General features: G+C 41.0%; 28 protein-coding genes. 17 read left to right on the top strand and 11 right to left on the bottom strand.

Going from position 1 to position 24,870, the window contains the following annotated elements:
* Positions 1–22: 22 nt before the first annotated feature.
* The 4 genes from ACE1CA_RS03540 to ACE1CA_RS03555 form a co-directional block, all read right to left on the bottom strand.
* On the bottom strand, positions 23–1,681 hold the full coding sequence (locus ACE1CA_RS03540) for a B12-binding domain-containing radical SAM protein (protein WP_413277132.1): 1,659 nt from the start codon (positions 1,679–1,681) through the stop codon (positions 23–25).
* A gap of 261 nt (positions 1,682–1,942) precedes the next feature.
* Positions 1,943–2,764: a squalene/phytoene synthase family protein gene (locus ACE1CA_RS03545; RefSeq protein ID WP_413277131.1), complete on the bottom strand. Its 822-nt coding sequence runs from the start codon at positions 2,762–2,764 to the stop codon at positions 1,943–1,945.
* A gap of 449 nt (positions 2,765–3,213) precedes the next feature.
* Complete coding sequence (locus tag ACE1CA_RS03550) at positions 3,214–3,330, bottom strand: hypothetical protein (protein ID WP_486517954.1); 117 nt, start codon at positions 3,328–3,330, stop codon at positions 3,214–3,216.
* A 268-nt stretch (positions 3,331–3,598) separates the two neighbouring features.
* Positions 3,599–4,036 carry a hypothetical protein gene (locus ACE1CA_RS03555; protein ID WP_413277130.1) on the bottom strand — a complete coding sequence of 146 codons (438 nt, stop codon included), beginning with the start codon at positions 4,034–4,036 and terminating at the stop codon, positions 3,599–3,601.
* Between the two features lie 74 nt (positions 4,037–4,110).
* Here ACE1CA_RS03555 and petN point away from each other — a divergent pair, with 74 nt between their 5' ends.
* Complete coding sequence (gene petN, locus ACE1CA_RS03560) at positions 4,111–4,200, top strand: cytochrome b6-f complex subunit PetN (protein ID WP_073597243.1); 90 nt, start codon at positions 4,111–4,113, stop codon at positions 4,198–4,200.
* A 4-nt stretch (positions 4,201–4,204) separates the two neighbouring features.
* The gene (locus tag ACE1CA_RS03565) at positions 4,205–4,357 is read left to right on the top strand and encodes a hypothetical protein (RefSeq protein WP_413277129.1); all 153 of its coding nucleotides are present in this window, start codon (positions 4,205–4,207) and stop codon (positions 4,355–4,357) included.
* Positions 4,358–4,459: 102 nt separating this feature from the next.
* Here the strand turns inward: ACE1CA_RS03565 and ACE1CA_RS03570 are convergent, their stop codons facing one another.
* Positions 4,460–5,599: a CAP domain-containing protein gene (locus ACE1CA_RS03570; protein ID WP_413277128.1), complete on the bottom strand. Its 1,140-nt coding sequence runs from the start codon at positions 5,597–5,599 to the stop codon at positions 4,460–4,462.
* A gap of 368 nt (positions 5,600–5,967) precedes the next feature.
* Between ACE1CA_RS03570 and smc the strand changes: the two genes are divergently transcribed.
* On the top strand, positions 5,968–9,633 hold the full coding sequence (smc, locus tag ACE1CA_RS03575; protein ID WP_413277127.1) for a chromosome segregation protein SMC: 3,666 nt from the start codon (positions 5,968–5,970) through the stop codon (positions 9,631–9,633).
* Between the two features lie 61 nt (positions 9,634–9,694).
* Positions 9,695–10,687 (top strand): PRC-barrel domain-containing protein, encoded by a 993-nt coding sequence (locus ACE1CA_RS03580; RefSeq protein ID WP_413277126.1) that lies wholly within the window; start codon positions 9,695–9,697, stop codon positions 10,685–10,687.
* An 80-nt stretch (positions 10,688–10,767) separates the two neighbouring features.
* On the opposite strand, the gene ACE1CA_RS03585 is transcribed toward ACE1CA_RS03580, so the two are convergent.
* Both ACE1CA_RS03585 and ACE1CA_RS03590 read right to left on the bottom strand, forming a co-directional pair.
* Positions 10,768–11,676, bottom strand: a complete 909-nt coding sequence (locus tag ACE1CA_RS03585) for an Rpn family recombination-promoting nuclease/putative transposase (protein ID WP_486517645.1) — start codon at positions 11,674–11,676, stop codon at positions 10,768–10,770.
* A 201-nt stretch (positions 11,677–11,877) separates the two neighbouring features.
* The gene (locus ACE1CA_RS03590; RefSeq protein WP_486517956.1) at positions 11,878–12,174 is read right to left on the bottom strand and encodes a ribbon-helix-helix domain-containing protein; all 297 of its coding nucleotides are present in this window, start codon (positions 12,172–12,174) and stop codon (positions 11,878–11,880) included.
* Between ACE1CA_RS03590 and ACE1CA_RS03595 the strand changes: the two genes are divergently transcribed.
* The 6 genes from ACE1CA_RS03595 (at position 12,103) to folE (ending at position 15,919) form a co-directional block, all read left to right on the top strand.
* Positions 12,103–12,309 carry a hypothetical protein gene (locus ACE1CA_RS03595; RefSeq protein ID WP_413277124.1) on the top strand — a complete coding sequence of 69 codons (207 nt, stop codon included), beginning with the start codon at positions 12,103–12,105 and terminating at the stop codon, positions 12,307–12,309. The genes ACE1CA_RS03590 and ACE1CA_RS03595 overlap by 72 nt on opposite strands.
* A complete protein-coding gene (locus ACE1CA_RS03600; protein ID WP_413277123.1) occupies positions 12,306–12,731 on the top strand; it encodes a hypothetical protein in 426 nt (141 codons plus the stop codon). Before ACE1CA_RS03595 ends, ACE1CA_RS03600 begins: the two co-directional genes overlap by 4 nt.
* Before the next feature lie 29 nt (positions 12,732–12,760).
* Positions 12,761–13,000, top strand: coding sequence for a hypothetical protein (locus ACE1CA_RS03605; protein WP_413277122.1), 240 nt, complete (start codon positions 12,761–12,763; stop codon positions 12,998–13,000).
* A gap of 164 nt (positions 13,001–13,164) precedes the next feature.
* The gene (gene accA / locus ACE1CA_RS03610; RefSeq protein ID WP_413277121.1) at positions 13,165–14,136 is read left to right on the top strand and encodes an acetyl-CoA carboxylase carboxyl transferase subunit alpha; all 972 of its coding nucleotides are present in this window, start codon (positions 13,165–13,167) and stop codon (positions 14,134–14,136) included.
* 212 nt (positions 14,137–14,348) lie between these two features.
* Complete coding sequence (locus tag ACE1CA_RS03615) at positions 14,349–15,068, top strand: SDR family oxidoreductase (RefSeq protein WP_413277184.1); 720 nt, start codon at positions 14,349–14,351, stop codon at positions 15,066–15,068.
* Positions 15,069–15,208: 140 nt separating this feature from the next.
* Complete coding sequence (gene folE, locus ACE1CA_RS03620) at positions 15,209–15,919, top strand: GTP cyclohydrolase I FolE (RefSeq protein ID WP_413277120.1); 711 nt, start codon at positions 15,209–15,211, stop codon at positions 15,917–15,919.
* 95 nt (positions 15,920–16,014) lie between these two features.
* Here folE and ACE1CA_RS03625 read toward each other — a convergent pair whose 3' ends face one another.
* On the bottom strand, positions 16,015–16,653 hold the full coding sequence (locus tag ACE1CA_RS03625) for a phosphoribosylanthranilate isomerase (protein WP_413277119.1): 639 nt from the start codon (positions 16,651–16,653) through the stop codon (positions 16,015–16,017).
* Between the two features lie 130 nt (positions 16,654–16,783).
* Between ACE1CA_RS03625 and psaK (ACE1CA_RS03630) the strand changes: the two genes are divergently transcribed.
* The 4 genes from psaK (ACE1CA_RS03630) to ACE1CA_RS03645 all read left to right on the top strand — a co-directional run bounded on the left by psaK (ACE1CA_RS03630) (position 16,784) and on the right by ACE1CA_RS03645 (position 19,587).
* Positions 16,784–17,062, top strand: coding sequence for a photosystem I reaction center subunit PsaK (gene psaK, locus ACE1CA_RS03630; RefSeq protein ID WP_459563592.1), 279 nt, complete (start codon positions 16,784–16,786; stop codon positions 17,060–17,062).
* Between the two features lie 110 nt (positions 17,063–17,172).
* The gene (gene psaK / locus ACE1CA_RS03635) at positions 17,173–17,430 is read left to right on the top strand and encodes a photosystem I reaction center subunit PsaK (RefSeq protein ID WP_413277117.1); all 258 of its coding nucleotides are present in this window, start codon (positions 17,173–17,175) and stop codon (positions 17,428–17,430) included.
* 152 nt (positions 17,431–17,582) lie between these two features.
* The gene (locus ACE1CA_RS03640; RefSeq protein ID WP_413277116.1) at positions 17,583–18,806 is read left to right on the top strand and encodes a site-2 protease family protein; all 1,224 of its coding nucleotides are present in this window, start codon (positions 17,583–17,585) and stop codon (positions 18,804–18,806) included.
* A 274-nt stretch (positions 18,807–19,080) separates the two neighbouring features.
* A complete protein-coding gene (locus ACE1CA_RS03645) occupies positions 19,081–19,587 on the top strand; it encodes a DUF4278 domain-containing protein (RefSeq protein ID WP_413277115.1) in 507 nt (168 codons plus the stop codon).
* Here the strand turns inward: ACE1CA_RS03645 and ACE1CA_RS03650 are convergent.
* The gene (locus ACE1CA_RS03650) at positions 19,584–20,339 is read right to left on the bottom strand and encodes a lipoate--protein ligase family protein (RefSeq protein ID WP_413277114.1); all 756 of its coding nucleotides are present in this window, start codon (positions 20,337–20,339) and stop codon (positions 19,584–19,586) included. The two genes, ACE1CA_RS03645 and ACE1CA_RS03650, sit on opposite strands and share 4 nt — an antisense overlap.
* 147 nt (positions 20,340–20,486) lie before the next feature.
* The gene (locus ACE1CA_RS03655) at positions 20,487–20,975 is read right to left on the bottom strand and encodes a YbjN domain-containing protein (RefSeq protein ID WP_413277113.1); all 489 of its coding nucleotides are present in this window, start codon (positions 20,973–20,975) and stop codon (positions 20,487–20,489) included.
* Positions 20,976–21,314: 339 nt separating this feature from the next.
* Between ACE1CA_RS03655 and ACE1CA_RS03660 the strand changes: the two genes are divergently transcribed.
* The 3 genes from ACE1CA_RS03660 (at position 21,315) to ACE1CA_RS03670 (ending at position 23,573) form a co-directional block, all read left to right on the top strand.
* Positions 21,315–21,494 carry a hypothetical protein gene (locus ACE1CA_RS03660; RefSeq protein WP_459563591.1) on the top strand — a complete coding sequence of 60 codons (180 nt, stop codon included), beginning with the start codon at positions 21,315–21,317 and terminating at the stop codon, positions 21,492–21,494.
* A 311-nt stretch (positions 21,495–21,805) separates the two neighbouring features.
* Positions 21,806–22,852, top strand: coding sequence for a fatty acid desaturase (locus tag ACE1CA_RS03665; RefSeq protein ID WP_413277111.1), 1,047 nt, complete (start codon positions 21,806–21,808; stop codon positions 22,850–22,852).
* A 217-nt stretch (positions 22,853–23,069) separates the two neighbouring features.
* Positions 23,070–23,573 (top strand): DUF2396 family protein, encoded by a 504-nt coding sequence (locus ACE1CA_RS03670; RefSeq protein WP_413277110.1) that lies wholly within the window; start codon positions 23,070–23,072, stop codon positions 23,571–23,573.
* Here ACE1CA_RS03670 and ACE1CA_RS03675 read toward each other — a convergent pair.
* Positions 23,563–24,789, bottom strand: a complete 1,227-nt coding sequence (locus ACE1CA_RS03675) for a glycosyltransferase family 4 protein (RefSeq protein WP_413277109.1) — start codon at positions 24,787–24,789, stop codon at positions 23,563–23,565. The two genes, ACE1CA_RS03670 and ACE1CA_RS03675, sit on opposite strands and share 11 nt — an antisense overlap.
* Positions 24,790–24,870: the final 81 nt, after the last annotated feature.

The raw sequence follows: 24,870 nt of genomic DNA on the forward strand, positions 1-24,870 counted from the left end.
CTTGGGGTTATTTCCCGCTAGTTTATCGAGAACCTACTTTGATTGGTAACATTTCCGCTTTGCGGATTTTTTGAGAATAGAAAGAAGCAGACTCTTGACCTCGATCGCACTCTTGAGCAAAGGTAATTAAATGATGGGCAATTAACCCCACATGAATTACACTTTCAATTTTTTTAGCCTTTAAAGCTGGTTTGGCAAACTGCCAAAAAGTCTGGCGATAATTACCAAATATCCCGACGCGGACTAGGATATTTCCCAACGCAAATAAACCTTTTTTGAGATTTGCCCGGGAAGCACGCTGCGGACTATTTGGTACTTTAATTCGATTGGGATAAGTATGTTCCATATTGTAAGCAAACCTTTGATATAAAAACTCAGGTTCGTAAGCTTTAGTAATGCAGCGCCGCCACATTTCCACCACTTGTTCGTAAGGCATTAAAAAATCTACATTCGATTCTCGTTTTTCATCAAAAACCAATCTACCTTCCGCCTCTAACCTACGCCACAAAGGAGTTTTGGGCAAAGCGTAAAGTAAATTGATTGTTAAAACCGGAATATTAGAAAGTCGGATAAATTCTAAAATTCGATCGCCCGTCTCAGGAGTATCCGTATCCAATCCCAGAATAATTCCCGATACTACCTCCAAGCCATAACTATTCAAAATCTTTATCGCATCTAAAATCGGCATACTCAAATTTTGCACCTTAGAAATTGAGTGCAAAGCCTTCGGATCGGGCGTTTCAATTCCACAAAAAACCGTCGTAAAATAAGCCTGCCGCATCATTTCTAAAATTTTCGGACTTTGAGCTAAATTCAAAGTTGCTTCACAAGCAAATTGTACCGGATAACCATTGCGTTTTTGCCAGTCAATTAAAGCAGGTAATAACTGCATTAACGCTTTGCGATCGCCCACAAAATTATCATCTACAAAATAAATTCCCCCCGGACTACCCACCATTAACATCGCATCTAATTCTGCCAAAACTTGTTCCGGTGGTTTAATCCGAGGATCGCGCCCATAAAGCTCAGGAATATCGCAGAATTCGCAGCGATAAGGACAACCGCTAGAAAACTGAATATCCCCCATAAAATAATTACGTAAATCTATCAAATCATAAGCCGGGATAGGAAACTCACTTAAAGGTAAACGTTCCTTAGACTCAAAGCGAATTTGACTTTTTGGACGTTCATTATGTCGATCTAAATACTCAATTAAGCGATCGGTCCCATCACCCAATTCCCCAATATTTAAAATATCAAAATCCGGGTAATATTCTGGACAACCAGAAACCGAAGGCCCACCCACAACCGTAATTTTCCCAGCTTGATGCGCCCGTTCATTTATATAATTAATTTCTTGACGCTGAATGTGCATTCCACTAACAATTACCACATCCGCCCATTGGAAATCAGACTTTTTAATAGGTCTAACATTCTCATCAATAAATCGAATTTCCCACTCTTGAGGCAAATAAGCAGCCACAATCAAAAGACCTTGGGGAGGCATCATCGCCTTCACCCGACGACCGGAAAGGGGATAAGCATGATAAAAAGTACCAAAAGAAGGAGCATACTTGGGAAAAGCACAAAGAATCCGCCGATGATTTCGAGGAACATAACGTTTTCTCCCACTAGTCATCTCTGGTACAGGTGAATCAAAGGATTTTACCTTTGCAGTCATCTAAAAATTTCTCCTCACAAACGATGATGCTATTTAGAGTTTTAGCTCATTAAAGCTCGAATGGCTTTAGCTTATCGCTTTTTTCACCTTTTAGCTGTGGTAAAGGGAAGCAGGGAGCAGAGGAGCAGAGAAGAAATAAATTGTCCCCTTGTCCCTTCGTTAGTTATGAGTTTTAAGTTTTAAGTTTTGAATTAATAACTTAAAACTCATAACTCAAAACTCATAACTCGCCCTTGTCCCCCCGTCCCCAGTCCCTGACTATTACTTTTTCGAGCCAGTCACTTGCTCGATCAGAGCCATAACTGCACTCCGACTCAGTTTACTTTCGCCATGAGCCAGCACATCTAGAGTGCCATAAGCTAAAGCTAGGGGAATTTGGCAAAAGTCCAAAGCTGGGCCTTTAGGTAAAGACCGAGTATAAGCATCAGCCAGCTTGAGATTATGACGCGCATAGTTTTGCATATCCTCAGCAGTCCAGCCATCAGGGAAATAACTTACCCCACGTAACAAATCTTCCTTATAGTTGCGAAGAATGTTGACTGCTTGTAAACCGCGTCCAAAACCGATCGCATGACTCCGATTAGTCTGCGTTCCATCGTACCAAGCCCACAAATCCGAAAGCAGTAAACCCACAGCACCAGCCACGCTAAAAGTATAGCGGTCGAGGTCTGTCTCCGAGTGAATTTCCCAGTTTCTTTCCGCCCAGTAAGCCATGCGATCGGCCATAGCCGCAGTCGCATCCCAAACACGAGGCGCAACGCTTTCTGGTGCCAGTAAAGCCCATTCTTTCACCCGCAAAGACACTTCTGGTAACAAAACATCCTGAGAGTGGAACTCCAAAGAAAAATCATCAGGAATCACCCCATCAGCTGCCCCTTGTAAACTCACGCTAATACTGCGTAATAATTTTGCCTTAACAGAATTTTCCAATTCTGGATGGTCTTCAATCTCATCAATGGCACGCATACAGAGATAAGCAGAAGCCACAGCTGCTTGTAGTTCTAGCGGTAGACGACTAATAGGGATGTAGAAAGTCCGGCTGGTTTCTTTAAGAATCTCCAAAGCATCTCTACGTAAATCCATTCTGTTCACTCCTCTAAATATGTATGGAGTTTAAACCAATGCCGAAAACTTACGCAGCTGTAATTGCTGACATTTAGTAAACAGGGCGATCTGCAAGGGCAGAAAATGCCCGTAAATTAAAGGATACAGGAAAAATAAAATCATGCCTTGATAAATCATGCTTTAATGACACAATACAACTCAGTTTTATACTCAGTGTCCCATTACTCAGAGAAATTTCCGATCGCATTGTGCCAGTAAACTCTCTGCGCCAAAATCAGACCCAGGAGTGTAAGCGTAACAATGTACACTAGCTGGCATCAATTCACATACCTTGATTGACTTGCTCCCAAAACCACACTGCATCTTGAGGATTAGAACGCTATTTGGTGAATGTTTACTTGACTAAACAGCCATTCCAAACAATCTGAGTTTCTCTAGGGCTTAACGGCAATCTGTATAATGCACCATCACATAATTGGAAAATAAGCTGAGGAACCGATCGGGACAAAAAGAGTAATAGTATTAGCCAAATTAGGGTGAATTACTGGACAATGATAGCACTCAGAGTAAATTAGAAAAATCAGCTTCCAGTTCCTTTATTTCAAATATCTGATTGGCTAAATTTATTTATTCCTGGTAGACTTTGCTTATTTGGCGAACACTCTGACTGGGCGGCAGAAACCGGGTTTCTTTGGCTTGGGGTAACAAAATATCGACTGCGCTAGGGAAAGAAACTCGGTTTCTCATCCCCGACTACAATACTGAATCGGCGTTCTAGGGACTAGGGACTGGAGACTGGGAATATTTTGAGTTTTCAACTCTCTCCCCATCCCCCCATCCCCCCCATCCCTCCTACCTTGCAGGTTTAACCCACTGACGATAAATTGCTAAATCGAGGGCAAAGCGGGCGAAAGTGAAGAGTAAGAGACTTTCAACACAGAGAATACCTAAAGACCAAAGGGTATTTTCTAACTTTAACCCCACATCTACCTGGGCTAAACCTCGTACTAGCCCAAAAGATAATACAGCACCTTCTTGGAGATGAGAATTTTCGTCTTGGCGAATAATGTAACGGTAAGTGATACCGAAGAGGAAACCACTTAAAAAAGCTACTCCCCCACTAAACAATAGATTAATTGCCGTAGGAGTTTGCCAAAGAGCAACAGCTGGAAACTGCCTTGCCAAAAACAAATGCAATAGCATCATGACGCTGAATGCCAGCGACAGCGACAAAGCACCGAAAATACCAGCCTTAAGAGATTCTATCCGTTCTGCGTTTAAGTCGTCCAAAGTTCAGATCCCACCACTAGGAAGTATGATAAAGCTTGGAGTCGTTTTCGATCTTTTGGTTTTAAACAAGGCTTATGGATATTCTTTCTTTAGGTTGGGTTGCTCTGTTAGTTCTTTTTACCTATTCGATTTCGATGGTAGTTTGGGCGCGTAACGGTTTCTAAAACAGTGGAAACAACAATACCTATTTACAATGTTCTCGCCGTAACAGCCTTAGTGCTGCTAGTTACGGTTACAGGTGGCGTTATCTACTTAACGTTAGCAGATTGGCGCGATCGCAGAAGGCAAGACCGAGATAAACGTTCTCGTTCTCGTCGCTGACTTTCTGGGCAGAAGGGTAGGGGAGCAGAGGAGACAACTCAAAACTCCCCAAGCTAACTCAAAAAACGAAGCTAAGAACTCAAAACTTTCTTCCCTTCTGCCTTAAAAAACCTGGAAATCAACTTGAGTAATCGTATTAGCTTGAACTCCTTGCAACACCCCTAACAATTGCCCATTACTGAAAATCAAAGTATTTGCTGCATCACTTCCAGTACCCTGAGTAACTGAGAGGTTAGCAAAACTCAAACCAGCAGTTAATCCCAGAAAATCAACACCATCGGTAAAATCGGTAATTACATCTGTACCTTTATCTAACTGCAAACCAAATCGATCGCTACCTTCGCCACCAGTTAGAATATCATTACCTAAATCACCAAACAGAGTATCATTACCTAAATCACCGAATAAAACATCGTTGTCTTGACCACCATAAAGAATATCATCCTCTTTCCCACCATAGAGAGTGTCTTGACCGATGTTGCCGTATAAAACATCATTACCTAGATTGCCATATAAGACATCTTCACCCTTGCCACCCCAAATAATATCGCCATCCTGACCACCATAGATGGTGTCATTGCCTAAATTACCGTTCAGGGTGTCATTCCCCATATTGCCGAACAAAATATCATTACCCTCACTACCATAAATCTGGTCATTGCCTCCTAAACCCTGAATAGTATCATTCCCAATAGTTCCAAACAGCGTATCATTACCTTCAGTGCCTAAAATTGGAGTAATTAACTCAGGAGTTCCTGTAGAATCTGGTTGCTCGCCAAACCAGATAACTGCGTATCCTTTATAAAGACCAACGCCTAAAGCATTCCATTGCAAATTTTGCCAGATTTCTTGGTTGAGAATAACCGCATTATGTGCGGGACTGTTTTTCCAAGCTTGTAGCGCATCTGTCGCCGTCGCAATATAATTCCCAGAACCGCCAAAAGCGTTTTCGTAACCATAACCAGAGTAACCCGTGTTTAAGCGTTGGGGTGCTGTCCACATCGCAGAATAAGTACTGGGGTTGTTGGGGTCGTAAGGAGCATCACTCCAAGAGTGCGTTAAAGTACCAATATTTTCTGCTAAATCTTGGACATGACGGTTAGCAACGGTACTTAGCGCTTTGGAAGCGGTAATTGGTGCTAGTCCATTTTGGGCGCGATATTCGTTGATTAGATTGTAAAGCTTGATTTCTTCAGATTCAAAACCATCTCCGGGAAGGTTTGAGTAAATATTGACTGTCATGGTAAATTTTCCTTAAGCAGTAAAAGTAGAAAAGTGGACAAAGAAATAACTATTGATACCCATGTGTTTGGGATTCATTTCGCTTCAAAACATTGATTGGTTGATAGATTGCTTACTCCTGGTCAGATTTATGATTCCCAGGAAAAATCTAAAAATTCGTATTTACCTAAAAAAGTTTTGTTTTTTACAAACAAGACTAAGTACTTATTAGTTTAATAAGCAGGGGAACTGAAACTTAATCAGGAAAGTTCGGCAGAATTTTTTTTACCAGGAAGATTGGCTTTCATAAAGGTAACTATGCTAACCTGTTGAGAATCGCTACACTGGCGGATACAGTTGTATTTTCATGCTTGGTTCGCCCAGCGTTTATGGTTCACATCAAGCGCCTGGAATTATCCCATTTCAAGTCCTTCGGCGGCACTTCCCAAGTACCTCTGCTGCCGGGGTTTACGGTTATTTCTGGGCCAAATGGTTCGGGAAAGTCGAATATTTTGGATGCACTACTGTTTTGTCTTGGTCTTGCTAGTTCTAAGGGGATGCGTGCGGAACGTTTACCTGATTTGATTAACCACAATCACCAAAATGGTCGTGGAACTGCTGAAGCTAGCGTTACGGTGACTTTTGATTTGTCGGATGAACCTGGGTTTTTTACCGCACAGGAGGAGATTGGGGGAGATGGGGAGATGGGGAGATGGGGAGATGGGGAGATGGAGGAAAATACTCCCCCTACCTCCCTACCTCCCCACCCCCCCACTTCTTCTCCCCAGTCCCCGAAAGAGTGGAGTGTGACGCGGAAGTTGCGGGTGACGAAGCAGGGGAGTTATACTTCGACTTACTTTATTAATGGGGAGTCTTGTACGCTGACCCAGTTGCACGAGCAGTTGAACCGTTTGCGGGTTTACCCGGAAGGTTACAATGTGGTGTTGCAGGGGGATGTGACTAGCATTATTTCGATGAATGCTAAGGAACGTCGGGAAATTATTGATGAGTTGGCGGGTGTTGCTGCTTTTGACCGGAAGATTTCTCAGGCGAAGGAGACTTTAGATTCGGTTAAGGAAAAAGAAGATAGTTGTCGGATTGTGGAAAGGGAGTTAATATCGCAGCGCGATCGCCTTTCCCAAGATAGAATTAAGGCGGAAAAGTATCAGAAACTCCGGGCAGAATTACAGGAAAAGGAAAAGTGGGAGGTTGTCTTAGTTTGGCAAACTCTGCGAAGTCAAGAATGGCAGTTACGAGAGCAAATTGCATTAGGCGATCGCAATTCTACCCAATTAACTGAACAATTGGAAAGTCTCAATCAACAAATTGGGGAAGTCAGCGCTGAATTAGAAGAGTTGAATGCCAAAGTTAAAGCTTTGGGTGAAGAGGAACTTTTATCATTACAATCGGTTTTAGCAACTCAAGAAGCTGAAAAACGTCAGTTACAATTACGGCAAACGGAATTAACTACGAGTTTTAATGAAACGGAAAAACGATTAAGGGAAACTCGGCAGGAAATTGAACAACATCAGCAAAGTTTAGGGCGAATTTCTGAAGAACAGGAGGTTGTGAGAAATGAGTTGGTGGGATTGGTAGCGTTGCGGGATGTTGCACAATTGGCGGTTAATCAGAGTCGGGAGAGTGCTAGTGCGATCGCATCTTCTTCAGAAGCTTGGGTACAACAACAAACTTCTCTAAATCGTCAAGTTGAAAATCTCTTAGCAATCATCGATCCTCAACGTACAGAACAAGCGCAATTAAGGGAACGTTTTACTAATTTAGAACGCCAAGTTGAAGAACAAACTCAAATTTTAGAATCTCTAGCACCGCAGTTGGAAAGTAAACAATCTCGTGAGGTGGATTTTGAAAATCAATTACAAGAATCTGGGTTAAGAGTGCAACAGTTAGCGGAAAGATTGTCTTACTCAGAACAAGAGTTGAAATTGCAACAAGACACGCAAAAACGCCTGTCTCAAGAACAGCGAGAAAAGCAACGTCAACTCGATAAATTAGAAGCGCAACAACAAGCACAACAAGAAGCTCAAGGAACTTACGCCACTAAGTTAATTTTACAGTCGGGAATGCCGGGAATTTGCGGTTTAGTTGCTCAATTAGGAAGGGCTTTTCCTGAATATCAATTAGCTTTGGAAACTGCTGCTGGTGGGCGTTTGGGACATTTAGTAGTTGAAGATGACGGAATTGCGGCGGCGGGAATTGAATTATTGAAACAGAAAAAAGCGGGAAGAGTGACCTTCTTACCTTTGAACAAAATCCATGCACAAAAAGTTACGCCGATTGTGGCGTTAAGATATGCTAACGGATTCATTGATTATGCGATTAATCTGATAGAATGTGAACCGCGATATCGGGATATTTTTGCTTACGTTTTTGGGAGTACGATCGTATTTAAAACCCTGAGTGATGCAAGGCAATATATCGGTCAATATCGCATGGTAACTTTGGATGGGGATTTGTTAGAATCTAGCGGGGCGATGACTGGTGGAAGTGTTAGTCATAATTCTGGGTTACACTTTGGCACAGGTCATTCTACTGAATCGGTAGAAGTAGTGAGTTTGAAGAATAGATTGCATGATATCGAGTTAGTTTTGGAGAGATGCGAACAGAGTATTGGGAAACTAACTCAAGATATTAAACAACTGACTCAGCAGTTAAGTGAAGCGAGACAGGAACGCCGGGAACAGGAGTTACATTTTGAACAGTTGAAGAGAGAAATTAATGGGTTGAACGAACAGCGATCGCAACTGAGTTCCCAAATTGCCAAAAATACCTTAGAATTATCTAGCGCCAAATCTCGCTTGCAAGTTCTAGAAACTGAATTGCCAGCGAATGAAGCTAACTTAGCCCAATTAAGACAAAGTTTAGCTGAGTTAGAACAGTCGCAAATTCACAGCGAATGGCAACAAATGCAAGCAACGATCAAAGTTCAAGAAGCAGAACTAAATCAACGAGAACAAAATCTGCGAAATGCCGAACAAAGATTGAAAGATTTAGAGAATCAAAGTCAACTTTTACAAGAAAGAATTGGTGAATCTCAGCGTCGAATAGCAGAATACGAAACCCAAAGAAATCAGCAACAAGAACAGTTAACTACTGTGACTAATCAAGACTTGGAAATTAATGCGAAAATTGCCGAAACTCAAGCGGCGATGATTCAAGCAGAAGCGAAATTAGGAGAAGAGAAAAAGACAAGAGATGCAAGGGAAAATAAATTGCGTCAATTACAAAAATCCCACCAACAAACCGAATGGGAACTGCAAAAACTGCAAGAAACTCAAGCTTTACGTCGGGAAGAATTAGCAAATGTAGAAACGCAAAGACAAGCTCAAGAAAGGGAATTACCCGAACCTTTGCCAACCGTACCAGAGAATACGAATTTAGAAGAATTGCAGAAAGAAATGCGGAGTTTGCAAAAGCGGTTGCAAGCAATGGAACCCGTGAATATGTTAGCGTTGGAAGAGTACGATCGCACCCAAGCACGCCTAGATGAACTAACAGAAAAACTAACAACTTTAGAAGCAGAACGAACAGAACTGTTACTGCGAATTGAAAACTTTACAACCTTGAGATTTCGCGCTTTTAAAGAAGCATTCGACGCAGTAAATAAAAACTTTCAAGTAATCTTTGCCGAACTTTCTGAAGGTGATGGAAGCTTAACATTAGATAACCCAGAAGATCCATTTGCTGGCGGACTTAACCTAGTGGCTCATCCTAAAGGAAAACCAGTACAAAGACTAGCTTCCATGTCAGGAGGAGAAAAATCTTTAACCGCATTGAGCTTTATTTTCGCCTTACAACGCTATCGCCCATCACCTTTTTACTCATTTGATGAAGTAGATATGTTCTTAGATGGAGCAAACGTCGAACGATTAGCTAGAATGATTAGACAACAGGCCGATCGCGCACAGTTTATCGTTGTTAGTCATAAAGGCCCTATGATCAAAGCAGCAGAAAGAGTAATTGGAGTGACTCAAGCAAGAGGAGCATACACCCAAGTTTTGGGAATTAAGTTGCAAACTGCGACCAAACCTAACTAAACTTTGTTTCATTAAGATTGGTATTATAAAAGGATTTTTAACCAGGATTCGGGATAAGTTAATGACATCTGATCAGATCCGCCTTCGCTCAGAAATATTGGGTACACAGGTAATTACCCGCGACACGGGTAAACGCCTGGGTGTAGTAAGTCAACTTTGGGTAGATATCGATCGCCGAGAGATAGTCGCGCTCAGTTTACGAGATAATATTCTTGGGATCGGCGGTGTACCCAGAAATATGCTTTTAGAACGCATCCGTCAAATAGGCGACGTTATTTTGGTAGATGATGATAGCGTCTTAGAAGATGATGTAGATGTAGAAGCATATAGTAATCTAGTCAACTGCGAAGTAATTACAGAAACAGGCGAACCTTTAGGTAGGGTAAGAGGTTTTAAGTTTGATATTGAAGACGGTAAACTGACTTCTTTAATCATTGCTTCGGTAGGTTTACCACAAATTCCCGATCGGGTTGCGGGTTTTGAGACAATTAGTACTTATGAGTTACCCATTGAAGAAATTGTCAGCAGTGGCCCAAATCGGTTAATCGTATTTGAAGGTTCCGAAGAAAGACTGGTACAATTAACTGTTGGGGTAATGGAACGCTTAGGTATTGGTAGAGCGCCTTGGGAACGGGAAGAAGACGAATTTGCTGCGCCTGTAGCTATTAAAGCCGACAAACAATTACCCAAAGGTGAACCTTTGCGTGCTGCTAACCCCCAACCAGTTCGCATCAACAAACCTGTTGTAGAACAAGAATGGGATGATGATAACTGGGAAGCAGAGCGTCCGCAACCTTTACGCAAAATGGCGCAAGCAGAACCAGTTTACGAAGAAGAGTTAGAAGACGCAAATTGGAGCGAACCACCGCAACGCAATTACGCACAAAAAGCTTACCCGGAACCGGAACCGCCACGTTATGATAACCGGAATTACGATGAGGAAGAGGAAGACGTTTGGGCGGATGATGAAGCGCCTAAACCTTACAAAGCCCCCAAGATAAATATTCCTGAGAAGAAGAAAGCGCCAGAGTATGAAGAGGAAGAACGTTACTAAAGTTTTGGGTTTTTGATAGTAAAGCGGTGGCTTCTTTAGGGAGTCGCCGCTTTTGAATTGTTTGAGTGTTGTTAGAGTATTTAATTAACCCTTAAATTTCGCACTTCCTCCAAGTTTAATCCTGTTGTTTGACTGATAGTTTGGTCGTCTAATCCCACATCAATTAATCGCTTGGCAATTTCTAGCGCTTTTTCTTTCATCCCTTCTTTACGTCCTTCTTTAAGTCCTTCTTCACGTCCTTCTTCACGTCCTTCTTCACGTCCTTCTTCACGTCCTTGTTTGACAGCTTTTGTAATAGCATTACGTTGATCTTGAATGTAAATTTCTCGGTGGCTTAAATCTTCTAATTCTTCACGAGTTAAATTACAGCGATTAGCAATTGCAAAAGCTTTTTGAATTTCGGGAATTTCCCCTATTTCCTCTGGTACAGTTTCCAAGCTCCTAGCGGTTTTGAGAAAATAAATCCATTTATCGGTAAGGGTTTCTAACTGAGCCAATTCTTTGTTAAACTTGGGCAATTCTACAAACACTAACTCAATATCATAAATTGAATAATCAACCAAGTAATCTTGCTCTTTGAGGGCGAAGCGAGAAATTACTTTATCCCAATTTGTAAACATTTCAAAATCAGTAATTGTTAAAGCAATTACAGGATTTAAAAGGTGATAATTTTCTCCAACATCCAGTTGAATTGAATAAGCTTTGGCAGCGTTGTATAAAATGCGCTTTTCAAAACCTTCAACATTCAATACTTGCATTTCGATAATTACAGTTTTGTCGCCTGTAATTTTGGCTTTGACATCCAAGTAAGTATCTTTAACGCCTCTAATTTTCGGTGCTAGATAAGGGTTGAGTATTTCTAAATCTTCAATGGTGGAATTGCCATCATAAAGCAGAGCATTTAAAAAGCTGATTAAAATATCTTTGCTTTGTTCAGAACCGAAGATTTTCTTAAAGGCAAAGTCGGTTTTGGGGTTGATGAATCTCATTGTTCATTCTCATATAAGAAATAAAGATTACTTTATTTAGCATAGCTGAGAATAAGCGATCGCACTTGACTAATTTTCAATTTACCCAAAATCCAACCTTTTTGAGCGAAGTTTATTTGTATGTAGCACAATCTTCACTGATTTTTTAACCAAAAATGTCATCTAGATCGCGTAGTGCTGCTGGAGAAATAAAATTTTGGCTCACTGTTGCTCCTCACGTAATTTAGTAAGTTTTTGATCTAATCTTTCAAACGCCACTTCAAGAGGGAATTTTTCACCTCGTTCTAGTTCTTCCAGTCCAATTTCTACTTTTTCGCGAGTTTCCTTTAGCCACTGCTCGTAACTTGTGCTTTGCTCTTCTAATAAGTTTAATGCTGCTGCGATCGCTTCTTCTGCATTAGCAAAAATTCCTCGTTCAATTTGCGATTGGATAAACTGCTCTTGTTCTGGCTTGAGAGTAATATTCAGCGTTTGGGTTTTTGGGATACTCCAGAAAATCGAGAGTTAGTCACACAGCATCTTCAGCAAGTGGTTCAAACTCCCGACAACGTTGTTGAACAAGTGAAAAGTTCTTGGGAAATCATGCCAGATGGAACTCGTAGATTTGTCAGTGCAGAAATTTACGGCAGATGACTACACCTTGGCTTCATAAGCGTTATGCTCATATTATTAATTGCTTGCCTGGGTCTGCGCTTATGAAACTCCGCCAAAAGTTTGATGAACTGGCAATGTTGGAATTGTTTTATGCTGAACCAGTAATTGCTAATCCCGCTGATGGATACTGGTGTTATGAAGTAACCGACGCTTCAGGTATTAAACTACGCTTTGGCATGGATGTAATTCAAGAGTCAGTTCAAATTAATCTAAAACTTGCCGATGTTTCTATTTTTAACTTTACCTTTGAAATGGTTGAAGATATTGAAATTATCGATCGAGAGAAGGGAAGGTTTGCTTTTGAAGTAGCAGCGAAAAATCAAGAAGTTAAAACAAAGATACAAGTAGAACTCAGACCTTACATTAGAATCGAGGGAGCTACTTTGAAAAATTGTTACTAAAAGAGTAGAAAGAGCATTAAAAAATTGACATGGCTTTTTATGTGTTTCTTTGCAAAGAAAAGGAAGACGATACCAGCGTCGTCTATTGTTTTAGCCCTGACGAAAAACTATTTGGCAGATTGTGGTTAGATAAAAGTAATGGCGAAATTAAAGAAATGGAGCCAGTTCCTACTAATAACTCACAAGCTGTATTTCTGAGAGCAGCAATCAAAATCCGTCAGCATTGGAAACAGGGAAAATTCCCAGAAAAAACTTGCTGGGCATCATAATTTAAGGTTTGTGTAAAGATGGGTAAATAGCGATCGCTTTTTGGCGATCGAGCTTTATTTCACTGGTTTATTTATACGCTGTTAAAGAGCAGATTCTCAACTTTTTATTAAAATAGTTAGCTGTTTTGGTAGGATCTGTAAAGAGTTAATAATAGTTGAGCAACGTGGTAACTTCTGAGCGCAAACCTTACCTGTTAGATTTTGAAAAGCCCCTGGCTGAATTAGAAAATCGCATCGAACAGATCCGCGAACTGGCTACAGAAAATGGAGTTGATGTCAGCGAGCAGATCCGTCAGTTGGAATCACGGGCTTTAGAACTGCGTCAAGAAATTTTTAGTAATTTGTCTCCTGCCCAAAAGTTACAATTGGCACGTCATCCTCGTCGCCCTAGTACTTTGGATTATATTCAAGCGATTAGTGATGAGTGGATGGAGTTACATGGCGATCGCAGCGGTAGCGATGACCCCGCTTTAGTTGGTGGTGTGGGTAGTATCGCAGGTCGTCCGGTGGTGATGTTGGGTCATCAAAAAGGTCGCGATACTAAAGATAACGTTCAACGGCGTTTCGGAATGGCTTCTCCGGGAGGTTATCGCAAAGCAATGCGATTGATGGAACACGCCGATCGCTTCAGTATGCCAATTATTACTTTTATTGATACTCCCGGTGCTTGGGCAGGTGTGGAAGCGGAACAATTAGGTCAAGGAGAAGCGATCGCTTACAATTTAAGAGAGATGTTTCGTTTAGATGTGCCAATTATTTGTACTGTGATCGGTGAAGGTGGTTCGGGTGGTGCTTTAGGAATCGGCGTGGGCGATCGACTCCTAATGTTTGAACACTCAGTTTATACCGTTGCCAGCCCAGAAGCCTGTGCTTCTATCCTCTGGAAAGATGCTACCAAAGCTCCCCAAGCCGCTGAAGCCCTGAAAATTACTGCCGCAGATTTGAAAAATTTAGGAATTTTAGACGATTTGTTAGCAGAACCGAGCGGTGGCGCTCATTCCGACCCCCTGAAAACAGCAGCTACACTTAAACAGGCAATATTACACCACCTAAAAGAACTCTCTCAACTGACCAATAGCGAACGTCGGGATTTACGTTATCAAAAGTTCCGTCGCATTGGCGTATTCATCGAATAGTCAGCTGAAAATTTTTTCCTCCGTTCAAGTTTGCGTCAAATGATATAATCGAACCGTAACATTTGTTTACAAAAGCTCTCATACTCAGCTAACTCTCAGGTTGGCTAAGTAAGATGAGCGAACCATCGAGACTTTTGGGAAACTCAACTTGCCCCTTGGCAGTTGACCGAAAGCGATGGGTGTTAAAGCAAATTTCGAGATGTTTCAACTCAATGAGTGCTTCCAGCGAAAGACGCGCACTAATTACAGGAGCCAGTAGTGGCATTGGTAAAGCAACAGCTTTAGCCTTTGCTCAAGCTGGAATTCATGTAGGCTTATTAAGCCGCTCCCAAGAAAAATTAGAGGCGGTGGTTCAAGAAGCAGCGAAAGCTGGAGTAAAAGCGAAAGCTTATCCGATCGACTTAGCTGAGATTGACCACGTAAAAGCAAAAATGCAAGCGATCGCGGCAGACTTTGGCCCGATCGACATCTTGGTAAATAATGCTGGGATGGGATACACCAAAAACCTAGTGGATACCCCCCTTTCTGACTGGCAAAAGGTAATTGACCTGAACCTGACAAGCGTATTTCAGTGCATCCAGGGTGTATTGCCACAAATGCGCGATCGTCACAGAGGAACAATTATCAACGTTATCTCAATAGCAGGTCAACAAGTTTTTCCTGGTTGGGGCCCATACTGCGTGAGCAAATTTGGCTTGATGGCACTCTCCAAAACTTTAGCAGCTGAAGAACGCACTTACGGGATTAGAACCAGTGCGATCTGTCCAGGTGCAGTGAATACCCCGATTTGGGACACAGTTGATGCTGATTTCGATCGCTCAGCCATGCTCAACCCAGAAACCGTAGCTCAGACAATTCTAGTCGCCGCACTATTACCAGAACAAGCCGCGATCGAAGAGTTAACCCTAATGCCCAGTGCTGGCACATTCTAATGCAGCGCAGCAGAAATGATTGAGGAGTTGAAGACAGGTAGAAAGGCTAAACATCAAAGCCTGATACCTTCTGCCTGCTGCCTTATTCCACTAGCGACTTACTCCCGTTTTCACTCAATTCTCTAAACGTAAGGCTAATTATGACTATCGCTTCTTCCAACGGTTCTAACGGATCTCAATCCCTTGCTGTCAACACCAATGGCACTGTGAATGTCTCGACTCGACCCGATCGCAACACCTTAAACGGTCGAGAAGCAAAGTTACACTCTCCTTCCGAAGAAAGCAACCAAGCAATGATGGATGCTGTCAGGACAATTCTTTTAGGCGTAGGAGAAGATCCCGAACGGGAAGGATTGCTGAAAACTCCTAAGCGAGTTGCAGAAGCAATGCGTTACCTTACCAGCGGTTACAATCAATCTCTCGAAGAATTAGTCAATGATGCCATTTTTGATGAAGGTCACAACGAAATGGTACTCGTCAGAGATATCAATTTCTTTAGCCTTTGCGAACACCATATGCTACCTTTCATGGGTAGAGCGCACGTTGCTTATATCCCTAATCAAAAAGTCGTCGGACTTAGCAAATTAGCTAGAATTGTGGAAATGTATTCCCGTCGATTACAAGTTCAAGAACGTTTAACTCGCCAAGTTGCGGAAGCAGTGCAAACTATTTTAGAACCAAAAGGCGTAGCTGTAGTTATGGAAGCTACCCATATGTGTATGGTGATGCGAGGTGTCCAAAAACCTGGCTCTTGGACTGTTACTAGTGCAATGGTAGGAGTATTCCAAGAAGAACAAAAAACTCGTGAAGAATTTCTCAATTTAATTCGTCATCAACCTGCTTTTATCTAATAAACCTTCCAGACCTACAATCTCGTTCCCAGGTTCAACCTGGGAACGAAAGACAGAGGCTCTGCCTCTGGTTCTAGATGCAAAATTTCAGTTTATTAAAAGCTGTTCTTTGCTAACAAGTTAGTAAATAGTCGGGCAACTTTATCTAAGTCTTTGTCTCCTGGCGATCGCTCCACGCCGCTAGATAAATCAATCCCATCAGGTTGTAATAAACTTAAAGCATCGCTAACATTATCTGGTGTTAATCCGCCTGCGAGTAACCAAGGCAAACAAGGTTTATAGTTTTGTAGCGTATTCCAATCTAAAGTTTTACCAGTGCCACCCAATTGATGAGGATGATAAGCATCTAACAAGAGCATATCTACAGAATCGGCATAAATTTCTGAGTTAGTTAAACATTGGGTGGTTCGCACTCGTAAAGCTTTGATAATTTCTATTTTTGGTAAGGAGTGACGCAACTGTTGGCAAAAATCGGGCGATTCGTTACCGTGTAACTGAACTCCGCTTAATCCTGTGGTAATTACAGTTTGACAAATTTCTGTCACAGTGGTATTAGCAAATACACCAATCCGATCGACTGCTTGGGAAAGTCCTTGGGTGAGAGCAGAAATTTTTTCCCTACTAACATAGCGGGGAGAGGAGGGGACACAAATAAATCCTAAAGCTGTTGCGCCCAGTTGAGCGATCGCATTTCCTTGTTCTGGTTTAGTAATCCCGCAAATCTTGACCCGCATATTTTCTTTCACCTTCAAAATTATCTAGATTTGTATCAAAATTTGGCGATTATGTTAACTCTTAAAACAAAAAGCGTTTTTTGGATACGAACTTTTTATAATTCTTGATGAACTTCTGTAATGGAGACGCATCTTGATTCACTCAGTTTTACTAGGGGTTGAATACACTGCTCCCACCACAGCCAGTTGGAGTCCAGCTGTAGGCGCAGTGATGATTGTCTGTAACCTACTCGCCATTGCCATCGGTCGCTTTGCCATTCAAAATCCGGGACAAAGCCCCGATCTTCCGGTTGATAAACCCGCACTATTCCGTAATTTTACTTTGGCTGAACTCTTAGCGACCATGAGTTTCGGTCATATCTTGGGGGCTGGAGTAATTTTAGGCTTGGGTAATGCAGGCGTGCTTTAATCTGGCGATCGATATTATCAGAAAAAAATGCTTTCATCCCTAGACTAAAGTCGCAGGTAGTGTCAAAATCCATCTATTAAACCAAATTTCTCGAAACAGGAGAAAGAATTTTGATTAACTCAATTTTATTAGCCGCTCAAACCCTCAACGTCCGCTCCGAAAATTGGTCTTTACAGGTAGGAGTAGTGATGATTCTTTGCAATATTCTGGCATTGGTAATTGTTCGCTATGCTACCCAAGACCGGGGCAGTAAACCAGCCTCGCCTGTTCCTGGCTTTGGTTTGCCACAATTGATCGCAGGTACCTGTTTTGGTCATATTTTGGGTGCTGGCGTAATTTTAGGGCTAACTAACTCTGGAGTCCTGTAAATCGAGACTGATTTTCTCAGATTCCCGACTTCTTGAAGAAGTCGGGAATCTAAGCATCTAGTTGGAAATCTTTCTGACTTTCAGTAGGGGAGCGCTATAAAATTAAATAGTATTTTAAATTTATAAGTAAAGAAAGCTAAAGGAAGTTTTTTATGCAGTCAGGCTGGCGAATTGGGTCTATCTTCGGTATTCCATTGTACATCGACCCATCGTGGCTGATTATTTTGGGTTTTTTCAGTTTCGTCAATGGGATCAATTTACAACAAGATTATCCAAGTTGGTCTTCGGGAACTGCTTGGTTAATTGGGTTTTTCATGGCATTGTTGCTGTTTATTTCGGTATTATTGCATGAGTTGGGTCATAGTTTGGTTGCCCGATCGCAAGGCATTAAAGTTAGTTCGATTACTTTATTTTTGTTTGGTGGAATTGCCGCGATCGATCGGGAATCAAAAACCCCAGGTTTGTCTTTTCAAGTGGCGATCGCTGGCCCAATAGTTAGTTTCATTTTGTTTATAATTTTATCTTCGATCGCTCTGCCATTTTCTACTTTGAGTCCGATGGTTGTGTTAGTCAAGCGGTTGGCAGAAATTAATTTAGTTTTGGCTTTGTTTAATTTAATTCCTGGTTTACCTTTAGATGGAGGTCAAATTTTAAAAGCTGCTGTATGGAAGGTGACTGGCGATCGGTTTAAAGCTATTCACTGGGCAGCTAAAACTGGAAAATTCATCGGTTGGGCAGGGATAATTTTTGGGGTAATCTTTAGTTTATGGGTGCCTGGTTTATTATGGATTTCTCTACTTGGTTGGTTTATTTTGCGAAATGCTAACGCTTACGACCAAGTTACCAGCGTACAGCAAACTTTATTACAGTTAATTGCTGCTGATGCGATGACTAGAGAATTTCGTGTCATTGATGCAGATATAACTTTACGCAGATTTGCGGATGATTATTTGCTAAATACTAATCAACCAGAAGTTTATTTTGCTGCTTCTGATGGTCGATATCGGGGTTTAATATCGGTTGATGAGTTGCGATCGATCGAAAGGAGTCAATGGGAAACTCAAACAGTTCATAGCATCGTTAAACCTTTGTTAGAAATCAATCATGTAGAAGAAAAAACCCTTTTGATAGATGTAATTAACCGTTTAGAAACTGATAATTTAACTAGAATTACTGTACTTTCTCCTGCGGGTGCTGTCGCTGGTTTGATCGATCGAGGTGATATAGTTAGAGCTTTAGCTCAAAAGTTAAATGTGCGAATTCCTGAAGCACAAATTAAGCGAATTAAAGAAGAAGGTAGCTATCCTCCAGGATTACAAATTGCTGCACTTGCTCAACAAGCAGCAGAATCTCAATTAATAGAGAATAGCCAATAAGGGAATTAGTGATTGGGGACTGGGGACTGGGAATGATGATTTTTCACCCTTAGTCCCAAGCTTTAAATTGAAAATTTATAAATTTAAAATTTAGTGGGATTTTCATTAAAATTGCTGAATATTGACAAATCCAACTAAGAATGAAGGATTGTCAAGAAAGCTTAATAATACGGGCTAAATTTTGAATTATAGAGAGTTATAATAAGCAAAATAGGAAAGTAAAATTAAAAACTTACTGATACGCTTGAATTGAATTATTCGAGAGGTAAAAGCTGTGAACTTCTCTTTCATGATCCCATTGACGATCGTCTTTGTGGCTACGTATTTTTTCAAAAAGTCATCCGATGACATAGCCTATTTGTGTGGTGTAGTCATTATCATAGGATTACTTTTAAGTTTGGTCTTAGCACCTTGGCAAATTCAACTGTTACTGTTAATCATTGCCGCACTTTCAACAATGACATTGCGACAACCAAATCAAACAATAACAGAGGTAGAAATCGAAAACAAACCATCCTTAACTTATCGGGGAAGTAACTACGATAACACTTCTAATCCAAGTAATATCGAAGTTACTGATACTGAATTAGAAGGGAAATATCGAGGGCAAGTTTGGAAAAATCATCATCCAGAAGAAGTGGTAGTTCCCCAAACTTTTCACCTGACTTACAGAGGTGCTACTGTGGAATGTCAAAAATATGTAGCCCTAACAGAAGAAGAACAGGCTGAAATTGAAGTAAAGGGAAATTTGCCAGCCAACAATCTTAATTCTAATTCTTAGTTACAAGCAAGATAACTTCCATCTAATTGAGACTGAATTTGTTGCCATTCCAAATCAGTTAAAGGGTGCAATACTAATTGAGTATTAAAACAAGTTTCTGCGGCTGAAATTAATGCTTCTATTACTTTTGGAATTAAGCTTTTTTCTAATTGAATAGATAAATTAATTGTTGGTGATGCAGTTTCAGAAAACACTAAAGAGAAGAGAGATCGATCGGGTTGCAAGAGCATAGAACCATGTTGCAAAATAGCACCATCTCGATAAAGTTGAGCGCTACCTACGAATTTAGAGCCATTATCTAATAATAAATCTGCACCTGTAGCGGTAGCAAAACAATTAGGATTGTGGATATAACCACGCCCAGCTATACCATAGTGTACGTTTACGCCGAGCGATCGCCAACCCACAATTAAAAACTCACATAACTTTTGGTAAACTTGCATCCGACTCCCACTAATTCCCGACGTAATTATTGCATAAGTTAAATCACCTTGATGTAAAACCGCCCTGCCTCCCGTAGGACGACGCACCAAATCTAACTTAGTATTTTGCCAATATAAATTTTCCCAAAAATCAGGCCAACGTCGCTGATGATATCCTAAAGAAATTGCACCTGGCGACCAAGTATAAAAACGTAAAGCTGGAGGATGTAAACCCAGTCGATGCTGTTCTAATAGCCACTCATCAATAGCCATTTGCACCTTACCTGAAGCCTCCAGCAGCGGAATTAAACGGAATTGGTCATTTGTCATTTATGATTAGTTAGGCTCTCCCGTACTCATGGTGATAAGTAAAGCTGATTAGTTAATGAAATGCTTACTCCTCAAGGCTTCCCAGTCCCCAGTCCCCAGTCCCTAAAATCAGGGTTTTCCACCACAAGTACGGGAGAGCCATAACTACTAACAAAACTGCTCTTGTAAAGCTTCATCATTATTATCAGCAATTGTGGCAACAATAGTTATAGCTCGAGAGATTTCCCCTGGAGAAAGTTCCGCCACAGTACGAGTTGTAATCACCACTATTTGATCTTCGATAATCGCAAAGCGAGATTCAAAAGTTTCCGTCCAGTTCATTTGCAAAAGTTTCCGCATTAATCCTAATTCATCTTTAGCAGGTAGTTTTAGCACTGAAGACCAAACTGTGAAGGTATCATCATCTGTAGATCCGGTAAGTTGTACAAATACCTCAACACTACCGTACTTGAACTTCCACAGATGACCTGCCTCAGTTTTGTTAACCATTGCAGTATCATCTTGAGCCAAACTAGAAATTACAGTTTCGATCACATCTTGGTAATTAACTGTTCCTTCAACCAACTCATTAGTTAGTTCGCTGCCAGATAAATTTTGAGTAGCAACCGTTTCTGCATTCGGCTGAAAGGTAGTCATAGAAGTTTCCTTTACTCCTGTTGCGGTACTAGACCAACATTATCGTTTCTTAGCGCTTTTGTGGAAGTACAGGGGAGGAGGGGACGAGGGGACAAGGGGACAAGGGGACAAGGGGAATTTTTTACTTTCTGTCCCTGGAACCCCTGGAGTACCACTGGTTTTCCCTGTGTTCGATTTTAGAAAAAATTATTTTATAACAACTTAACTTTGCTTAACGTTACAGGGTAGAATGACCGAATGGTGTGAGTAAGCAAATATAACTAAGCAAAAAAAATGTCTACTGGTTTATCTGCATCAACTATCCAACGTCCTGCGATCGCCGTTCAAGAAGCGAGCAATATGTCCATAGCACTATCTAATCAAGTCCGTCTGATGGAAAAGATGAAGTCGGTATACCAGGCAGATCAGCAACTTAAGCTGTTAAATCTGCAAGCGGAAGTCGAGAGTTTATTGCAGCAGCTACAAAACATTAAACAACAGCGGTTGACAGAAGATCCAGGAATCAACCGTCAGGATTGAGGTAGAAGAGATTAACACTATCAATCCTGGGACATAGATGAGTACCCTGGCTTTGATTTTGGCTGAGGTTCAATTTCTCATGGGTAGTCAGCAACATCACATTATGGTATAAAAAGAAAAGTTTTGCTACGAACACATCTGTTTTTTCACAAAAACCCAGTATTGTTCCCCAGCCTGACTATTACTGAAATTTAGCCAAAAAGCACAATATTCCTCAAGATTGCCTATTAACAATCCCTCTTTAGTAGGCTAATTTTTTGTGTATATTTTGCTACAGATTTTTACCGCAGGAAGTTTAAGTTGGTTAATTCATGACACTATCATTTGTAAAATCCCAAGATTTGGAATCTACTCTGGAAGTTTCGGCAAATATTGACATCAGAGATATTTTGCGGACTCTACCAAAAGAGGTTTTCCGAAAAAATCGCCGGAAAGCTTGGACTTCGGTGGTAATTAATGTGTTGCTGGTTGGTTTAGGTTATGCCAGCATTGCTTTTTCTCCTTGGTTTTTGTTACCATTCGCCTGGATTTTTACGGGTACGGCGCTGACTGGTTTTTTTGTTATCGGTCATGATTGTGGTCATCGTTCATTTGCTAACCGTCGATGGGTGAACAATTTGCTGGGTCATCTGATGATGCTGCCTTTAATCTATCCTTTTCATAGTTGGCGGATTCATCACAATCACCACCACGCGCATACAAATAAGATGGATGAGGATAATGCTTGGCAACCTTTAAAACCAGAGTTTTATGATAGTTTCAGCTTGCTGGGACAATGGGTTTATCAATTAGTACGAGGTCGTTTTTGGTGGGTAGGATCGATCGGGCATTGGGCGGTTTTACACTTTAATTGGAACCGATTTGAAGGTAAAGAACGTTCGCAAGTCAGATTTTCGGTATTGTTGGTTTTGGGGTTTGCTGCGATCGCATTTCCCACCTTAATCGCTACCACTGGAATTTGGGGTTTTGTCAAGTTTTGGTTAATGCCTTGGTTGTTTTACCATTTCTGGATGAGTACCTTCACTTTGGTACACCACACCTATCCCGACATTCCTTTTAAACACGAAGCAGAATGGAACGAAGCAATGGCGCAGTTAGCAGGAAGCGTTCATTGTGACTATCCCGGCTGGGTAGAATTTCTCTGCCACGATATCAACGTTCACATTCCCCACCACATTTGTACTGCTATTCCTGCCTACAATTTGCGGTTAGCACATCGCAGTTTAAAGGAAAATTGGGGAGAGTATGTCCGAGAATACACTTTTTCTTGGTCATTAATGAAACAGATTACCGACGAATGTCACTTGTATGACCCGGAAAAATGCTATGAGTCATTTCCGAATCATCACGCTAAATAATTAGTTCGTTGTAACAACTTCAGTCGTTACTATCTACAAAATTGGGAAGAAACGACTAAAGTCGTTACAACAGACCCAATGGAAGCTCAGCTGATATAACAGCTGAGCTTTTTGGCAATATTTGTAAAATAGTGTTTATCCTGTAGCGACATTGCCTAATCAATCGCTAAACTACGCAAATAACACTTATAAAAGTTTGAAAATCCTCAGTCGGATAATGAATATACCAAAGCATTCGAGCAAACTAACCCTGGAGAGCAGAAAACTTAACTATCATGATGTTTATAGTTGTCCTGTCTGTCGCTATGGTCATATTTCGGTGTTGACTCTCACAGAGGCTTTTGCTTGTGACTTTTGTCGCCATATTTTTACGGCTAACATTGAAGAACAAACATTGATTATGGCAGATAGTACACCGCCGATGGCTTGGCGGTGGACTGGTCGAAATTGGAAGTTAGCGCATCAGAAAGATTCGGAATTATCTTTTGTGGTTTGGTTGTTGGGAATGGCTTTGGTAATTTTTCCAACATTAATTGTGGGAGTTTCTACTTATATTTTTCCGCCAGAAGAAGGAAGTAATCAATCTATTTTTCCTTTAATCTGGCTGTTTTTGACTTTTTTATCCCATTTAATTTTGGTTCTTTGGCTGTTAGCAGAAAGTTACCAGTTGCCATTTTATACTTATCTAAAAGTGAAAATTCGTAATTGGCTTAATCGGTAATTACTTGTTCGTAAAGTTGTCCTGCACGTTCCCAGGTGTATTCTGTTTCTACCAAATGTCGCCCATTTTTGGATAATTCTTGCCGCAATTCTGGGTTTTCAAATAAGCGACTGATGGCGTTAATATATTCTGGGATGGTGTTAGCTCTTAATGCTCTGAGTGGTACATTGGGAGTGTCAACGGCTAATCCTTCTAATCCCCGATCGCTACCAACTACCGGAGTTCCCGCTGCCATTGCTTCTAAGGTTTTATTTTTAATTCCATAACCTGCACGCAAAGGTACTACACAAACAGTACTTTCGTGGAGATATTCTACCATTGATGGCACTTTTCCAGTAACAATAACTCCTTTAATTTCTGCGAGTGCTAAAACTTCAGGGGTAGGACGTGCGCCAACAATACTAAAAGTAGTTTCTGGGTAATTTTTTTGCAGTTCTAGTAACACTTCTAAAGCAAAAAATCGCACTGCATCGATGTTATGAGAAGCGTCCATTGCGCCGACAAATGCTAGTTTATATCCGGTGCGATCGCTATTTCGATAAGGGAATAATTCCAAGTCTACACCGTTGGGAATTACAGGAATTTTGGCATCAGCGCGGTATTTAAGAAATTGTTGTTTGTCGTCTTCGGTGGTGACAACTAAGTAGTTAAATTTGCTGGAGTAGCGTTTCTCATAGCGTTCTAAAAGTAGGTTGAGGTAAAGGCGATCGCGCAGCGCATTCGGTGAAGCACCCATATCTAAATGATCGCGTATCCAACCATAAACCGAACTGTGAATATTGACAATTGTTTTTACAGAGTTTTTAAATTCAGGACGCACATAAATTTCATTAACGCTATGTTCGCAGGTGATGACATCACATTTTCGCGATCGCACAAAATCATCTACCCAAGCTTGAATTTCGGGAGAATAACGATATAAAACATTTGGTGGCGTTGCCTTAATTAAAGACTCAGAAAAGCGAGAAACTTTCCCAACTAAACCTTTAATTCCACTTAGTTGAGTAGGTTCTACTGGTAGGGGAAAAATCACTAATTCTTTCACCCACTGACGCAGTTCTTCTACTTCGGTGTCAGTGACTCCTGAATGACGTTGAGTAACTAAGGTGATTTGATGACGTTGTTGCAGATATTTAAGTAAATTAAAAGTTCTAATTTCGGTTCCCCCACGAGTTGGTGGGTAAGGGAAAGTTGAGGAAAGCATGAGGATGTTCATGGTAATTAATAAAGCTTCATAGCTTTAGTTTGTCACAACAGCACTTGCACCTAGCTAAAACTTAACTGTATTGTCAGATTA

The sequence above is a fragment of the Floridaenema evergladense BLCC-F167 genome, from assembly GCF_041929205.2.
Lineage (GTDB): Bacteria > Cyanobacteriota > Cyanobacteriia > Cyanobacteriales > Aerosakkonemataceae > Floridanema > Floridanema evergladense.

Bases quoted from the DNA above. Each gene is read 5' to 3' on its own strand.
- ACE1CA_RS03540 (WP_413277132.1), bottom strand. From the start codon at position 1,681: ATGACTGCAAAGGTAAAATCCTTTGATTCACCTGTACCAGAGATGACT.
- ACE1CA_RS03545 (WP_413277131.1), bottom strand. From the start codon at position 2,764: ATGGATTTACGTAGAGATGCTTTGGAGATTCTTAAAGAAACCAGCCGG.
- petN (WP_073597243.1), top strand. From the start codon at position 4,111: ATGGATATTCTTTCTTTAGGTTGGGTTGCTCTGTTAGTTCTTTTTACC.
- ACE1CA_RS03570 (WP_413277128.1), bottom strand. From the start codon at position 5,599: ATGACAGTCAATATTTACTCAAACCTTCCCGGAGATGGTTTTGAATCT.
- smc (WP_413277127.1), top strand. From the start codon at position 5,968: ATGGTTCACATCAAGCGCCTGGAATTATCCCATTTCAAGTCCTTCGGC.
- ACE1CA_RS03580 (WP_413277126.1), top strand. From the start codon at position 9,695: ATGACATCTGATCAGATCCGCCTTCGCTCAGAAATATTGGGTACACAG.
- ACE1CA_RS03585 (WP_486517645.1), bottom strand. From the start codon at position 11,676: ATGAGATTCATCAACCCCAAAACCGACTTTGCCTTTAAGAAAATCTTC.
- ACE1CA_RS03600 (WP_413277123.1), top strand. From the start codon at position 12,306: ATGACTACACCTTGGCTTCATAAGCGTTATGCTCATATTATTAATTGC.
- ACE1CA_RS03605 (WP_413277122.1), top strand. From the start codon at position 12,761: ATGGCTTTTTATGTGTTTCTTTGCAAAGAAAAGGAAGACGATACCAGC.
- ACE1CA_RS03615 (WP_413277184.1), top strand. From the start codon at position 14,349: ATGAGTGCTTCCAGCGAAAGACGCGCACTAATTACAGGAGCCAGTAGT.
- folE (WP_413277120.1), top strand. From the start codon at position 15,209: ATGACTATCGCTTCTTCCAACGGTTCTAACGGATCTCAATCCCTTGCT.
- ACE1CA_RS03625 (WP_413277119.1), bottom strand. From the start codon at position 16,653: ATGCGGGTCAAGATTTGCGGGATTACTAAACCAGAACAAGGAAATGCG.
- ACE1CA_RS03640 (WP_413277116.1), top strand. From the start codon at position 17,583: ATGCAGTCAGGCTGGCGAATTGGGTCTATCTTCGGTATTCCATTGTAC.
- ACE1CA_RS03650 (WP_413277114.1), bottom strand. From the start codon at position 20,339: ATGACAAATGACCAATTCCGTTTAATTCCGCTGCTGGAGGCTTCAGGT.
- ACE1CA_RS03655 (WP_413277113.1), bottom strand. From the start codon at position 20,975: ATGACTACCTTTCAGCCGAATGCAGAAACGGTTGCTACTCAAAATTTA.
- ACE1CA_RS03660 (WP_459563591.1), top strand. From the start codon at position 21,315: ATGTCCATAGCACTATCTAATCAAGTCCGTCTGATGGAAAAGATGAAG.
- ACE1CA_RS03665 (WP_413277111.1), top strand. From the start codon at position 21,806: ATGACACTATCATTTGTAAAATCCCAAGATTTGGAATCTACTCTGGAA.
- ACE1CA_RS03670 (WP_413277110.1), top strand. From the start codon at position 23,070: ATGAATATACCAAAGCATTCGAGCAAACTAACCCTGGAGAGCAGAAAA.
- ACE1CA_RS03675 (WP_413277109.1), bottom strand. From the start codon at position 24,789: ATGAACATCCTCATGCTTTCCTCAACTTTCCCTTACCCACCAACTCGT.